The organism is Bacillota bacterium (assembly GCA_012518215.1).
Classification (GTDB): Bacteria; Bacillota; Dethiobacteria; order DTU022; family PWGO01; genus JAAYSV01.
Map to the genome: position 1 here is coordinate 13685 of JAAYSV010000059.1, position 13967 is coordinate 27651.

Here is a 13967-nt window from a genome sequence, read left to right on the forward strand (position 1 = left end):
CCTCCTAATTCTCCTGTCTTAAAACAGCCCCCCGAAAACGGGTAGTAAGGGTTTTCAGCGGCTGCAAAAATACGCCCTCGCGCACCATTATGGCGACCACCATCACAAAACCGATAATAATATAGCGGTAGTAAGAAGCAAACCTGAAAAGTTCTGGCGCCAAAGTAAGTACGGCTGCTCCTAAGATGGGACCAAAAAAAGTACCACCTCCGCCCAAAACTACCATGCATAAAAACGTGATCGAGTCATCGTGGGTAAACGTATCCGGGCTCACAAAACTGACATAGTGGGCATAAACAGCACCACATAAGCCTGCCAAAAAAGTAGAGAGCACAAAACTGTAGATTTTGTAGTAGCGGGTATTCACTCCAAGCGCTTCCGCAGCCATCTCATCGTCCCGAATGCTCATTAATGCCCGCCCAATTCGCGAGTTCATTAGTCGGTAAATAATAGCCAGCACCACTATTCCCAAAACAAGGCTAAAGTAGTAGAACGTAGTACGATCAAAACCGTATCCTCCAATAGTGGCTGTTGGTATTCCCGGTAGGCCCATGGGGCCACCTGTAAAACTATCCCAGTTGATTTCAATAAGCCTAATAATTTGGCCAAAGCCAATGGTAACGATAGCCAAGTAATGGCCTTTAAGCCGCAATGACGGTAAACCAATCACGAGACCAAATAGAGACGACGCTATCCCAGCTAGGATTAGATTAAACAAAAATGGCGTCTGAAATCTAAGCACTGAAAGGGCAGCTGCATAGGCACCAACACCGAAAAAGGTCGCGTGGGCAAAATTAGGCTGGCCGGTAAAACCGACAATTATATTGAGGCTCGAGGCTAAAGTAATGTACAAAAAGAGGAACACACCGACATGAATAATATACTGATCCTTGGTAAAGAACGGTACCAATCCAGCTAAAGCCACAATGACAACCAGTGCTGGCCATGTTTTGTTTATCTTCATCATGTTCACGCCCTATCAACCCCCCTAGCACTGCCGAGTAAACCACTTGGTTTGATCAAAAGTACGACAATGAGAAGACCAAAAGCAATAGCATCACGATAGCCAGATGAAATATAGGCGCTACCTAACTCCTCCACTAATCCTAGTAGTAAGCCTCCCAGCATTGCACCTGGAATATTGCCTATCCCCCCGAACACTGCTGACACAAAGGCTTTGATCCCGATGGTAGCCCCCATAGTCGGGTAAATAGTAGCGTAATAGATTCCGATCATTATGCCAGCAGCGGCAGCCAGTGCCGAACCAATAGCAAACGTCTGGGACACGACTTTATCAGTGTTGATTCCCATTACATGAGCAGTATCCATGCTAAAAGAAGTTGCTCGCATGGCTAAACCTAGCTTAGTTTTGTTGACCAAAAGCCAGAGCCCAATCATAAGCACAGTGGAAATAATAAGGATCGTCAATTGGAGCGAATTTGTCATCACAACCCCAAACTGGTAAACCTTAACCGGAATAACAGGTGGCACTGGTAAAGTCGCCACCCCCCAAATTACTTGGGCCCCATTAGCTAGAAGCATGGAAATACCGAGCGAACTTATAATCATTGATAGCCTCGGTGCCTGTCTTAATGGCTTATAGGCACTTTTCTCTATCGCAACTCCAACCAAAGACGAAAGCAATATAGCCCCGAAAATAGCCACAATGGCTGGTAACTGATAGGTGTTCATGAGCACAGCAAAACATATAAAAGCACCTACCATGGCCACATCGCCATGAGCAAAGTTAATGAAGTAGAGTACACCATAAACCATGCTATACCCTAAAGCTATGAGGGCATAGAGGCTACCTAGGGTAAGACCATTGATTATATACTGTAAAACATACATTTACTAAGACCTCCTGGTAGTTTAGGCTAGGGAGGCACTATTTTCTACCAATGATTACGAAGCAACGAACCAAACCCTTCAATGGGCACTTTAAGGCCTGCTATTCGCAGCATTGCCCACAACGTAGCCTGGTTGCTCGATAGGACTGGCTTGCCTACATCCCGCTCAAGCACATCTAAAATTTCAGCAGACCTTAGATCGGTGCAGCTAATAAAAATTCCATCGGCCCCATGGTTTCGTGCGAGCAATTTCCGTGCCAATTGATATACTTCCTCCGGACTAACATCAGCGATATGAACGTCGATAATGCCTAAACCTTCCATCGCTAGAACTTCTATCCCATGAGCCTCAATGAATGCTTTAGCCCTTTCATTCAACCATTCCTCATAAGGCGAGATCAGGATGACTTTTTTTAGACCCAAAGCCTGTTGGGCCTGAATTATAGCAGAAGAAGTTGTAACTGCTGGTATTCCTGTTGTCTCCCGAATTTGGGTTTCGATCTGCTTATTATATTCAGGCCCTTCGAGAAAACTAGCAGCTGTACAGGTAAAAGCAATAGCATTAACCTCAGCATCGGCTAATTGTTTTGCAGCCTCGGGGGCTTCTTTACCCATACGGATAAGTTCATCGTAAGTATCATCACTGCTACGGGCACGAGAAAAGTGAGCAGATATGCCCGTGGGCAAAATCTTGATCGCTTCTTGCTCTAGCACAACGTTAATGGATGGTAAAATAAATCCCAACCGCGCTCTCCAACCTATCATTATTTCATCCTCCTAGCGCCATCGTAGTTAGGTAATCCAGTTTGGCAATGGTAAGGGGCATTGTGCCCCTTACCACGTTAGACCTTTTTATGCTTGATCGATCTCATAAGGCACAAATTTACCATTTTCGATTATGAGCAGTTTTAAGGGAACGTGGACATCGCCATTTTCATCGAATGTAATTTCGCCAATGGCTCCAGGGAAGTTCTTAACGTTGGCAAGTTGATCTCGAATAACATCCCTGTCTTCACCAGCCTTTACAGCCTCAGCAATTAGCCTTAGGGCGTCATAGCCACAAGGACTAAAGGCATCGCATTGGGTAATGCCCTCGGATTCATAACGAGCCAGGAACTTTTGAACATAGTCTTGCACTTCTGGTCTAGGATCGGATTCGTAAAAGACGGTGGAACCAATAATCCCATCAGCGTCCTCACCGGCGATAGTAATAACGGCTGGGTTATAAGCGCCGGTAGCGCCCCAAATAGATGGATAGTAACCCATCTGGTGTGACTGTTTAGCAAAAAGGGCAATTTCGGTATAATCGGCTACCATGTAAATTGCTTCAGTACCGGCTTGCTTAAACTTTGTGATCGCGGTGCTAAAGTCTTTGGTTTCACCAAGCATAAACGCTTCTGTTAACGGAGCCTCTATGCCCAAGTCTTTAGCTGTTTGAATGCCTACTTCCATACCTCCGCGGCCGAAATCATTATTCTCGTATAAAATGCCAAGCTTTTTAAAACCTGCCTCGTGCATTTTTTCAACGTTGAAAGCACCCGTGTAGGCATCGCTATTTCTAACCCTAAAGGTGTAAGGCCCGCAGTCACTGATTTTGGGAGAGCTGGAGTCGGGTGATATATGTGGCAAACCAGCTTTGTTATAAATGGGGGCTGCAGCCAAGGTACAAGAACTGTTATTATGTCCTATTACAGCCAAAATTTCAGGGTTAGAAGCAAACAAGTTAGCCACATTTGCTGCTTCTTTTGGGTCAGCACGGTCATCCATCTCCACAATAACTATTTCTTTTCCGTTGATACCCCCAACAGCATTGATTTCCTCTGCTGCTAGAATAACACCCCGCAATGTCCGCTGCCCCAGCTCAGCACTGCTACCCGATAGTGGCGCAGAAAACCCAATTTTGATCGTATCGGAACTTGAGCCATTTTGCTGTTCCACCGCTGGTGAGCTTGCACAACCAGCCAAGACTAAGGCCGCAACAAGTACGCTTAGCAACATACGCCTTGATTTCATCTTTCAACTTCAACTCCTTATTTTGTAGCTTGCAATCCTACACGTAACCCCTACGTTTTCTTTCATTTCTTGTTTTTTTAATTACCTCCTTCCTATGGTTATAGTTACGGGTTAACCAAAGAACGCAAAAAGACACCCTAATTGGGAAATAGTTTAGATAACCTGTAGAGAACGGTCATAAGTGGTTAAATACTCGAACCCATCCTTGGCAACCACAACTGTATCTTCCACCTGTAATCCAGCAAACCCAAGTTCATAATAAGGTGTCTCTACATTGATCACCATGCCCTCTTCTAACATTGTAGTATCAGCCGCAGTTATTGAGGGTAAATCGTAGCACTCAATACCAATACCGTGACCGCAATGGTGGCGCTCATAATGGGGTATGCCCATAGCTCGTGTGACCGCAATCGCCTTGTTAAAAACGTCGGCCGCAGTTATCCCAGGCTTAATAATGTTGATCGCAGCCTGTTCTCCATCTAGCAATGCCTGGTAATATTGCTTCACCTTGTCCGATGGGGTGCCAAAGCTGGCTATGCGAGCGATGTCAGAACAATAAGATTCATACACACAACCAACATCAAAACGGATCAAGTCTCCTTTTTTCAGCTTGTGATCTGATGGTATGGTGTTAATCATAGCCGTGCGGCTTCCAACCCCAATACACGTCAAAAGCGGTCTCGCTCCAGCTGATACAATCGAGCGGCAGAACACTGCCTCAAGCTCGCGCTCACTTATGCCCTCTTCCGCTGCCTCCAACGTAGCTGCGATCGCTTGTTCAGTGATACGAGCAGACTCTCTGAGCCGCCGCAACTCTTCTGGGGTTTTAACCATCCTGATTACCTTAAGTAAGTCATAGCCTTCTATGATCTGGGCTTTATCAAATTTAGCATGCAACTCTTTTTTTATTGCTGGGGTCATGCCAATAGTATCGATTGCAATTCTGGATTGTCCCACCCCTAACCTCTTCAATGCCTGGGCGAGAGCGTCGAGGGGCGTTTTGCTTCTTTCAAGTTGGTGATACTTCCAAAGACGATCAAATTCTGGCCGTTGTTCGCCACTATGGTCACGGTAAACAAAAAAACTACCGTAGGTTTCTACCGGTCCGAAGGGGCCTTTATCGGCCATACAATCTAGATCCCCAATTGGTGCAACTACCACTGGTGGTGTTTCGATGTCGGCAGTAATGACAGCATACACTTGGGTATCGCGAATTAAGTTTTGACTAAGGCTATAATAACCGGACAGATAATTGACATTGGCAGCATAAGAAGCAACAAGGGCATCGACATTATGCTCTTTCATCAGTGCTATTGCCCTGGCTTTGTTGATAAGCATTTTTTTACCTCCCATTAAATGCTTGAACTAAAATGATAGTGTTCCTTTAACACTTTCGCCAGTTGTTTTAATTCCGGCTCGACCACCGGAAGGTCTCCCTTCTTTTGGCTAGTACTTCCAGGGTCTTTAAGCCCTGATGAAGTAACAATACCTATAGCTGATGATATTCCAGTCAAAAGTCCCAACCTTTTCATTTTGCAAAGAGCTGCGATAGATGAGGCTGAAGCCGGCTCAGCATATAGACCTTCACGTCCCAATATCTCTTGTGCCGCCATAATATCCTTATCGCTAACTTCGATTGCCATTCCATCTGAATCCTGAATGGTTTTAAAAGCAGCATAACTGCTGATGGTCCCATTAATGGAAAAAGCCACCGAGTCCCGAGCCGGGACTGTCTGAGGATAGTCTAAGTTTTCTTTCAGCGCGTGGGACAATGGGCCCCCCATCAACTCAACAGCTACCATCCGTGGTGTTTTATCGATTAATCCTAGGAGTTTTGCCTCCTTGAATCCGCGCCAGATCCCAAAAAATCCTTCGCCGTTGGCAACTGGACAAAGAATTAAATCGGGAACATCCCAATCAAGCTGAAGGCAAAGCTCATAGGCAATAGTCTTATACCCCTCAACGCCATAGGGATTACCAGTAGGAAGCGGGGTTGCATAAGTGCCTAGGGGATACCAATTGAGGTTATGAACTCCGTGCGTAATAAATTTAAATCTCCCTGCCCAGGTAGTGGCGATAACCTTGGCCCCATAACCTTGCATCAAACCCTTCATAGCGAGAGGAATAGTTGGCAAAGTAAACACAATACAATCAAGCCCAGCTTTGGCCGCATAGGCTGCGGTCGCAGCACCATGGTTGCCAGTCGAAGCTATTGTCGTAACAGCAGCCCCAAATTCCAACGCTTTCGCAGTAGCCACGCAAGCCAATCGGTCTTTATAAGACCAGGTGGGATTCCGTGATTCATCTTTGACCATAACTTTTAGTCCTAAATCTTCCGACGACCGCCCACATTTTACTAGCGGGGTTCCGCCTTCTTGAAGACTGATCTGATAGGCAGCGGGGCCGACTGGTAGCAAAGGCGCATACTTCCAGAGACCCTCTCCCTTCCAAGCAGCAAATGCCTGCCGGCTTAGGTTAACGCTGATACGACCATAATCGTAGTCGACAGCTACGTTAGCGGAAAAATGTTCACTTCGGCAGCGGGGGCATCCCTCAAACATAGGGGAAATGGGATACTGTTCCTCACAATTAATACATTTCAATCCCTTAACAAAACTGTCCATACCATAATCCTGTCCTTTCTACCTTCGAGCTCTTAGGTGTAACTATAATGCTACCCCCCATCGGTGATAACTAGGGTTAACGCTCCCAACCCTGTTATCTAATCGATGTAAGCCCAATTATAATACTAGCAGCACTTTCTACTTTCTAGTTAAAACGACCAAAGTACAGGCTTAAATACTAAGTTGGATCAGTTCGCGGCTGGATTTACTTAAATAACGCGCACCATAACGGGTAACTTCTACTGTATCTTCGACCTGAATTCCACCCCAGCCGAGTTCATAGTAAGGGGTTTCTACACAAAGTACCATCCCAGCCTCAAGGGGGATTTTTACATCCGGGGCCAACAGGGGCCAATCGTATATTTCAAGACCGATCCCATGACCACAATGGTGGCGATTGTAGTGAGGGATCCCAGCTTCCCTCGTCCGATTAACGGCAGTACGAAAGATTACATCGGCACCTATTCCAGGCCGTATTTCTTTAACTGCCTGCTCTTCACCAAACAAAATAGCCTGATAATACTCGAATACTTTATCCTCGTAGCTACCGACCACTGCCGTTCTGGCTAGATCAGAAGAATAGCCCTGGTAAACACAGCCAAAATCAAACCGGATAATGGAACCATCTTTGACCGCTTGGGCAGTATTGATGGTATCGGAAAAAGCACTGCGTTCATCAATGGTGACAACATTAAAATAGGGGATCGCCCCTCGCGCTACCACTTCTTCCATGTAGCGTTGCCCTATTTCGAGCTCAGTTGTACCCACCTTTATTTCTGGCAGAACGGCAAACAACGACTGTTCGGCAATCTCGGCTGAGCACTCAAGTAGGGCTATCTCGTGTTTATGCTTAATCATACGTATTTGGCTAAATATATTAGAAGCATGAACAAACTCGAGGTGAGGGCAAGCCTCGGCTAGCCCTCGCCATAATTGCGGCGTTAAGCGCCCTTCGTCTAAGCCAACCCGACCGCGCTTGATCCCCATATTATGCAAAGTTTTGACCAAAGCCCGAAGGCTATCTTGTTCCCGGCGACTAATAATGTTTTCAATATTTTCAATCCCACCAGCTGGGAATGTAAAGAAAAACTCCCCAAACGCATGAATGTCCGTATTTGGGAAACGCTCTAAGGCTGTTGGGACCTCGGCTGTCGGTATGACCAGGGAAACCTCATTTTTATCCACTCCATAAACTGCAAAAATAAGGTTCCGGCTCAGGATTTGATGACCAATACTTTCGTAACCAGACATGTAATAAATATTTTCCGGGAGCGATGCAACTAAGGCTGTTAATCCGTGCTCTACCATGGCCGTTTCAATTCGTTCTTTTTTAAAATCTGCAAACTGCAACATTGTCCGCCCTCCATTGATGAATAAGTATTTTCGGTTTGCGAAACGTAAGCGTCAATTTAGCGCTGCCTGACCAGCAGCCAACAACATAGCCGTAGTCGCCACTCTTTTTCCTACTATTCGCGCTGCTTCCATACCGATAGCTGTGTCTTTTCTTACTCCATCACGCTGTCTATATCCGCACAGCCAAGCCGGGGCACCAATGTAACCGATATGGGAACCACCTACACAGACAAAGTTATTGATTAAAAACCAGTGATGTAAAGATGATAAAGCATGTTCTTGACCACCATGGCGATCGGCACCGACTGCTATTGCACCAGCAGCAGTACGAGACCAATCAGGCGGTTGCCCAACAGCGTCTTGCTCGAACAGGCTTTTAATCAAAGACGTTGTTCTTTCCATAAAAGCACGGGCCTGAGAGTTTAAGTTAAAAAAGTAAACGGGAGCGCCGATTATCACCCCATCAGGGATTGGGTTAAGTAAAGCATCAAAGCATTGGGCCCAATCATCCTTGAGGATGCACTTCCCTGCTGAAACACAGGCTCGGCAGTTAATGCAACCACTAATCTTTTTGTTTGCCAAAGATACGAATGTGGTTTCTACTTTGTCATTAATCCGTGCTGCCTCCAAGGCGGTCCTTACTAATATCTCTGTGTTCGCTTGCCTAGGGCTAGCAGATACGCCTACAATTCGAAGCCGCAAATTAATCCACCTCCTGGGGCCAGTCGTCATTACTGGTTGGATCAGACCGGAGGGGCGGGGACAATGTCTCTACCAAAACCCTCGGTCGCAGCGTATAGGGTTAGAGCCTAAAAAGGGCGTTTTTCAGTTGTAAAAAAGGAACGCACAATCGCTCGCAGAAGTTCCACCTGAGCAGCCACCGCCTTGGCAGGGATACCATCAACATAATCAGTTGCAATGCCAAAACCACCATCAATGCAATTCATGTCAGCGCAAATATCGATCAGATCTATCTCTTCTTCTGGAGTATGCAGTAGTTCCAGGTTACCACTGACAATCTCTAACCCTGCTACCATACCATAAGCACCAATATTTGAAGTGCATGCCGGCAGCAAATAGTTGGTCGCCAATGCTGTTATAATTCCGTCCTGAGCCGGACATTTGCATACTTTCCCCGCTGGCACAATCTCCCGTGCTTGTTCATATATTTTGCCGAACCCGATCTCGTTGCCGACATCGCCTGTCCCAATCGAAAGTTTGCCAGCGGCAGTCATCTGCTCTAGGAACATCTCCAAAGGAGCATCCCGGCCTTCCCGAGCCGGGCCGGTGGCAAGGTGATGAATCCCTTCTTTTGAAGGGCCACATTTTTCGATAAAAATTGCTGCATCGAGGTCGTCAACCAAGTACGCGTTTTGTTCAGCACTGTCACGAGACAAGATCCTGAACTCAGCAGTGGTATCAAGCCGTTCACACATCTTTTTCATTACCGGCACCACTTCTTTTTCCACACAGTGTAGCACTTGGGCACCAAGCAAAGTCAAGGCTTTGCCAAGGACCACCGCCCCAATAGGACCATCGTTTTCTCCATCCGGCATCCATTGCGGATCCCAAAAACCAGTAATCAAACCAAACCGGCCAGGCGTAGACTTTATGCAATCTATAATCGCGTTTGCGATCTGGTACACAATTGGATCGCCACCATCTCTGGCTGCCTCATACAGAGCGGGGATAATGCCCCGATCAAGGTAAGGCAACCGTACTTCTGTCGTCACTAGTCTGTCAATACTTTCGCAAGCTATTTTCATTTGTAGACCTCCTAATTACTTAGGGCTCAAGATATAGGGGCCGGGGCCAGCCCTGATGCCGGCCCCAGTCTTCAGCACCACAGCTTTGGCCTAACCGAACCCAACATAAACGAAGAGTTCATTCTGACTTATAGGCAAAATAATGAACCGTTGGAATAAGACAGATAATCACAAAGATGAAGACCGATATCACCATAATCTGCACCCCTTCCTCAGACCCTAATAATCTCGTAATAAGGTCCCATAACCGGGAATTTTAGTCTTAAGTCCACCTTGCCTTAGCATCTGCCAAAAAGTAGCCTGGTTGCTGCTTATAGTCGGTATCCCCAGATCCTGTTCGATTGAGTCTAGTACTTCTATTGACGGAAAACCGGTACAGCTAATAAAAACCCCATCCGTATCTTTGACCACAGTTTTTTTGGTCAATTCATACACAGCCTCGACCGGAGTATCCCTGATCTCTGGGCCTTCAACTAAACCTAGTCCCTTCATACTAACGACGCTAAAGCCATTATTGGTTAAAAATGACTTTACTTTTTCCATCAACCAATCAGGATAGGGTGCAACTACAGTCAAGTTATTTATGTCAAGAGCTTTTAGAGCAGCAATAATAGCAGTCGAGGTCGTTGTGGCTGCCAGTCCTGTAGTTTGTTCGATCAGGTTAATTATTTTAGTGTCATAACCCATACCTTTGATCAGACTGCCGCTAGTACAGCCGAAGGCGATCAGCTCCACTCCAGCATGTGTCAATAATTCAGCAGCCTTTTCAGTGTGGTCAATTAAAGCGCTGATTTGCTCTTTAGTATCTGCCTTCAGCCACATACGAGCAAAATGAACGCTGACACCCGCTGGCGCCATGCGGTTAAATTCCGGCTCCATAACGGCGTTGGCTGATGGCACAGCCACCCCAAGACGTAGTTTCCAACCAGACATCGTATCACTCCTTAGCGGGGAAGAATGGGGCCAAAGCACTTTCAGGCGGCTCGGGGGTTAGGAAGCTTACGACCACGGTCACAAAAATGGCTAAAGGAATACCAACTCCAGCCGGTGATAAGGCGCTAGAACCAAATGACATCCATAGCCACGAACTAACAAAACCAGCAATAGAGCCGAGCATGCCGCCCTCGAAGGTAGCCCTTTTCCAGAACAAGCCCAAGATTAAGGGAGCAAACAAGGTCGATGATACTACGTTAATCATAATAGTGTACATCTCCATAATAGTTGCCGGCGGATTAAAGGATAAGAACATCCCGCCAAGACCGATAATGATCAGTGACCACCGGGTTACCTTCATCTCTTGCTCTTCCGTAGCATCTTTATTGATAAAACCAGCATAGATATCGTGAGACACCATGGCTCCGACAGCTAACAGTAGACTGTCAAGAGTCGACATTATGCCTGCTACAATACAGGTTAGAACTAACGTACCCATAAACGGCGACAGTGCTGTATCCACCAAAGCCGGGAAAGCGCGGTCGACGGCAGACAGCTCCGGCATCATTACTCTCCCAGCTACCCCAAGCAGCGCTAGGGCCATGTAAAAGAAAATTAAGATCGGAGTAGACAGTCCGATGGTGCCACGAGCAAGTTTAGCATCCCGGGCCGAGAAAAACATTCGGTGATAAAAAGGGACGCAGCAAATCACGGCTGCTAAGGCAAAAGCTTCAGTTACAATCTTGGAAACTGTAAACTGGCCCCCCGCCAAAGCTTCAAGCATGAATCCTTGAGATAATGTTTCAGTTGATATTTCTTTAGCTGCAGCATTGATAGCAGATATTCCGCCTCCTATTTTTAGTACCGCCACTGCAGCAACCAATACACCAGTTAACATTACTACTGACTGGATGACGTCAGTCCACACGACTGAGCGCATACCACCTGAAGTAACATAGATTACCATGGTAACGCCTATAACAATAAGTCCTGCTTTATAAGGAATGCCAAGAAATTGCTCGATTGTATAGCCGACACCCATAAATTGCTGCATCAAGAATAAGGATTGCCATAAAATAAATACTAGCGCTGTCCACAAGCGCATCTTTTCACTATAGTAGCGAACTGCATAGATGTCGGGAGAGGTAACACCAGCTTCGAAGTTGCGCAAGCGGTCACTGACAAAGCCTAGCAAGGTCCAACCGCTAGCACAACCGATACCATAAATCGTTATTAAGGACCAGCCATTGCCATATGAAAAGGCAACATAACCAAGTATACTGGAAGCACTTACAAAGCTGCCAACAAAAGTACCGACCAAAGGAACAATCCCCAAATCCTTGCCGGCAACATAAAACTCTGAAAGTCCGGTCGCTTGTCTATAAGACCAGTAGCCGATCAAATATACGATTGCAAGATAACCGATAAAAAACGTCCAGCGAAATGCCATGTAGTCAAACTCCCCTTTCGTTTAATGTTCAGCCTTCGGAACAAAAGTTAAGACGGCAATTTTACCCCCTTCCGTATATATAATGTATGTTGTCTGTTGTCTGACCATAATGTATTATTTACATTCTGCATCTAGAGCAAAAACTCCTGCTTATAAAATGGTTTTTTTATGGGTTTTTGAGGATCTTTATGCGCGGGCATTTTTCTGAACAATGAATTAATGTTTGTGCGCACACAAACATTTGTGCAGGATTTTTTGATTTATAGTCGAACCATTATCTATGAAGCTAATAAATCTACACTTGCACTTGGTAGCTCGCGTTATCAACAAACCTTAAATTTGTTTTTTACTATATAATTCAGGGTCTTCAAATCATTTGCCCATAATAATTTCAGTATAACGGCTGATGCTTTTAATCGTATATACGTTTATTAAGCTAGAGGTGATTATCATTGCGACGAAAACAGCGACTATACCTTCAAGTAGCCGAAATCCTGACTGACCATATTCTGAGTGGTAAAATTTCCCCAGGTGAAAAACTGAAAACGGAAGCGGAGCTTTGTAAGCAGTTCGACGTTAGCCGAGCCACTGTTAGAGAAGCCTTGGGCCATCTGGAAAGCCGAGGGTTTATCACCCGAAAACATGGTATCGGTTCTTTTGTGTTAGGAGCCGCTGATGGTATCGTAGCAGGGTTGGAAACCCTAGAAAGTTTCACCGCCACTATTGGGCGTTCCGGCCACAAAGCTCGCGAGCTAATCCTTGACATAGAAAAAATCCGGATCAAAGAACAGCTGGCTACTAAAATGGAGGTCAAAACTGGAAGCCTGGGTTATTCCATTAAAGCACTACGGTTAGCCGATGGTGTACCGGTAAATTATTCCGTTGATACCCTTTATGCCCAGATAATTAATGATCCCAAACGGCTAAATAGGCGTTCACAATATGAATCATTGCTTGATTTTCTTGATAACGAATTTGATATCCATGCCAATTACGGTTTTATGTATTTGGATGCCATTGAGGCCCCCGCAAATGTGGCTAAAGTATTAAAAATAAAGCCCCAAACCCCATTATTATGCGTAGACGGCTTGGTACGCCAACATAATGGCCAGCCCATTTATTATTCTTCCAATTATTTTGTAACTGCCCGTTACAAATTTTCCTTCGTCCGCAAAAGGTAAATACCTAAAATAAGTAGCCCACCTACTTAAAAACATGTTCTAAGGCCTAACCTTGTATAAAACAGTTGTAGGTTCAAGTATTGGTTTTGCATGTAGAACGCCCACAGTGCGCTATCTTAATATGGTCGGTTTTTTATTATAGCGGTTATTCATCATTTACACTTATGGTAACCATAAATAAAATTTATCTCCCTCATGTATTAACCTAACTTCGCGTCAGGGCACCATTCCGCGTTCATTAGGAACATATACGAGTAAATGTTCTCAGCATACTAACAGAGCCAAAACAATACCACTAACCCTATTGGTCCCATATTTTACAAAACACCCATAGGTTACTGCAAGATCAAAATCACAGCCCAGTATATTAATTAATGCTGGGCTGTGGTTATTAAGCATTACTTCCTTTAGGGTAAAATTATTGTAGGCCCAAAAGCTCTTCCCATAATCACGTCTTTCCTGTGGTTTGTTAGTTGAACAGACCATCGGATCGAAGTGACGTGATATGACCAGTTTAACTGAACTGGTGCTGTTATCGAACCTGAACGAGGCTGTTTTGCGGCCGCCCCTGACGTATCAAAACGGTTTGCGCGAGGGCCCCTGTAACAGGCTAGCCGCAAGGCCGCTCAGGAGGTTTGGCCTTGGCGTGAAAAAGGCTAAACGCTAACATAGCCGGAGTCGGAAGAGCAACTTTTGTACGGTCATGGTATAATTGTACCTGGTTCTATTTCAATTGCCTTGACCTTTTTTATTATCAGGTGAAAGCCTTGCAGCTTTAAATTGTTTGGGAAAGGAAC

At 45.5% G+C, this 13967-nt stretch carries 12 protein-coding genes; 1 reads left to right on the plus strand and 11 read right to left on the minus strand.

The genetic code is table 11. From position 1 onward, the window contains the following. Positions 1–4 precede the first annotated feature (4 nt). The 11 genes from GX364_09490 to GX364_09540 form a co-directional block, all read right to left on the minus strand. On the minus strand, positions 5–973 hold the full coding sequence (locus tag GX364_09490) for a branched-chain amino acid ABC transporter permease (protein ID NLI71081.1): 969 nt from the start codon (positions 971–973) through the stop codon (positions 5–7). Further along, positions 970–1851 (minus strand): branched-chain amino acid ABC transporter permease, encoded by an 882-nt coding sequence (locus tag GX364_09495; protein ID NLI71082.1) that lies wholly within the window; start codon positions 1849–1851, stop codon positions 970–972. The genes GX364_09490 and GX364_09495 overlap by 4 nt, the downstream gene beginning before the upstream one ends. Positions 1852–1895: 44 nt before the next feature. Next, positions 1896–2615: a maleate cis-trans isomerase gene (locus GX364_09500; protein NLI71083.1), complete on the minus strand. Its 720-nt coding sequence runs from the start codon at positions 2613–2615 to the stop codon at positions 1896–1898. 87 nt (positions 2616–2702) lie between these two features. Continuing rightward, positions 2703–3863, minus strand: a complete 1161-nt coding sequence (locus GX364_09505) for an ABC transporter substrate-binding protein (GenBank protein NLI71084.1) — start codon at positions 3861–3863, stop codon at positions 2703–2705. Between the two features lie 153 nt (positions 3864–4016). Then, positions 4017–5201 carry an aminopeptidase P family protein gene (locus GX364_09510; protein ID NLI71085.1) on the minus strand — a complete coding sequence of 395 codons (1185 nt, stop codon included), beginning with the start codon at positions 5199–5201 and terminating at the stop codon, positions 4017–4019. Between the two features lie 14 nt (positions 5202–5215). Further along, a complete protein-coding gene (locus GX364_09515) occupies positions 5216–6487 on the minus strand; it encodes a pyridoxal-phosphate dependent enzyme (GenBank protein ID NLI71086.1) in 1272 nt (423 codons plus the stop codon). 171 nt (positions 6488–6658) lie between these two features. After that, complete coding sequence (locus tag GX364_09520; protein ID NLI71087.1) at positions 6659–7840, minus strand: aminopeptidase P family protein; 1182 nt, start codon at positions 7838–7840, stop codon at positions 6659–6661. Between the two features lie 51 nt (positions 7841–7891). Then, positions 7892–8542: a flavodoxin family protein gene (locus GX364_09525; GenBank protein NLI71088.1), complete on the minus strand. Its 651-nt coding sequence runs from the start codon at positions 8540–8542 to the stop codon at positions 7892–7894. Between the two features lie 107 nt (positions 8543–8649). After that, a complete protein-coding gene (locus tag GX364_09530; GenBank protein NLI71089.1) occupies positions 8650–9606 on the minus strand; it encodes a DUF4392 domain-containing protein in 957 nt (318 codons plus the stop codon). 219 nt (positions 9607–9825) lie between these two features. After that, positions 9826–10539 (minus strand): maleate cis-trans isomerase, encoded by a 714-nt coding sequence (locus tag GX364_09535; GenBank protein NLI71090.1) that lies wholly within the window; start codon positions 10537–10539, stop codon positions 9826–9828. Positions 10540–10543: 4 nt separating this feature from the next. After that, a complete protein-coding gene (locus GX364_09540) occupies positions 10544–11989 on the minus strand; it encodes a sodium:solute symporter family protein (GenBank protein ID NLI71091.1) in 1446 nt (481 codons plus the stop codon). A 452-nt stretch (positions 11990–12441) separates the two neighbouring features. Between GX364_09540 and GX364_09545 the strand changes: the two genes are divergently transcribed. Further along, positions 12442–13170 (plus strand): GntR family transcriptional regulator, encoded by a 729-nt coding sequence (locus GX364_09545; protein ID NLI71092.1) that lies wholly within the window; start codon positions 12442–12444, stop codon positions 13168–13170. The last annotated feature ends 797 nt before the right edge of the window (positions 13171–13967 follow it).

Bases quoted from the DNA above. Each gene is read 5' to 3' on its own strand.
- GX364_09495 (NLI71082.1), bottom strand. From the start codon at position 1,851: ATGTATGTTTTACAGTATATAATCAATGGTCTTACCCTAGGTAGCCTC.
- GX364_09515 (NLI71086.1), bottom strand. From the start codon at position 6,487: ATGGACAGTTTTGTTAAGGGATTGAAATGTATTAATTGTGAGGAACAG.
- GX364_09530 (NLI71089.1), bottom strand. From the start codon at position 9,606: ATGAAAATAGCTTGCGAAAGTATTGACAGACTAGTGACGACAGAAGTA.
- GX364_09520 (NLI71087.1), bottom strand. From the start codon at position 7,840: ATGTTGCAGTTTGCAGATTTTAAAAAAGAACGAATTGAAACGGCCATG.
- GX364_09500 (NLI71083.1), bottom strand. From the start codon at position 2,615: ATGATAGGTTGGAGAGCGCGGTTGGGATTTATTTTACCATCCATTAAC.
- GX364_09510 (NLI71085.1), bottom strand. From the start codon at position 5,201: ATGCTTATCAACAAAGCCAGGGCAATAGCACTGATGAAAGAGCATAAT.
- GX364_09540 (NLI71091.1), bottom strand. From the start codon at position 11,989: ATGGCATTTCGCTGGACGTTTTTTATCGGTTATCTTGCAATCGTATAT.
- GX364_09505 (NLI71084.1), bottom strand. From the start codon at position 3,863: ATGAAATCAAGGCGTATGTTGCTAAGCGTACTTGTTGCGGCCTTAGTC.
- GX364_09535 (NLI71090.1), bottom strand. From the start codon at position 10,539: ATGTCTGGTTGGAAACTACGTCTTGGGGTGGCTGTGCCATCAGCCAAC.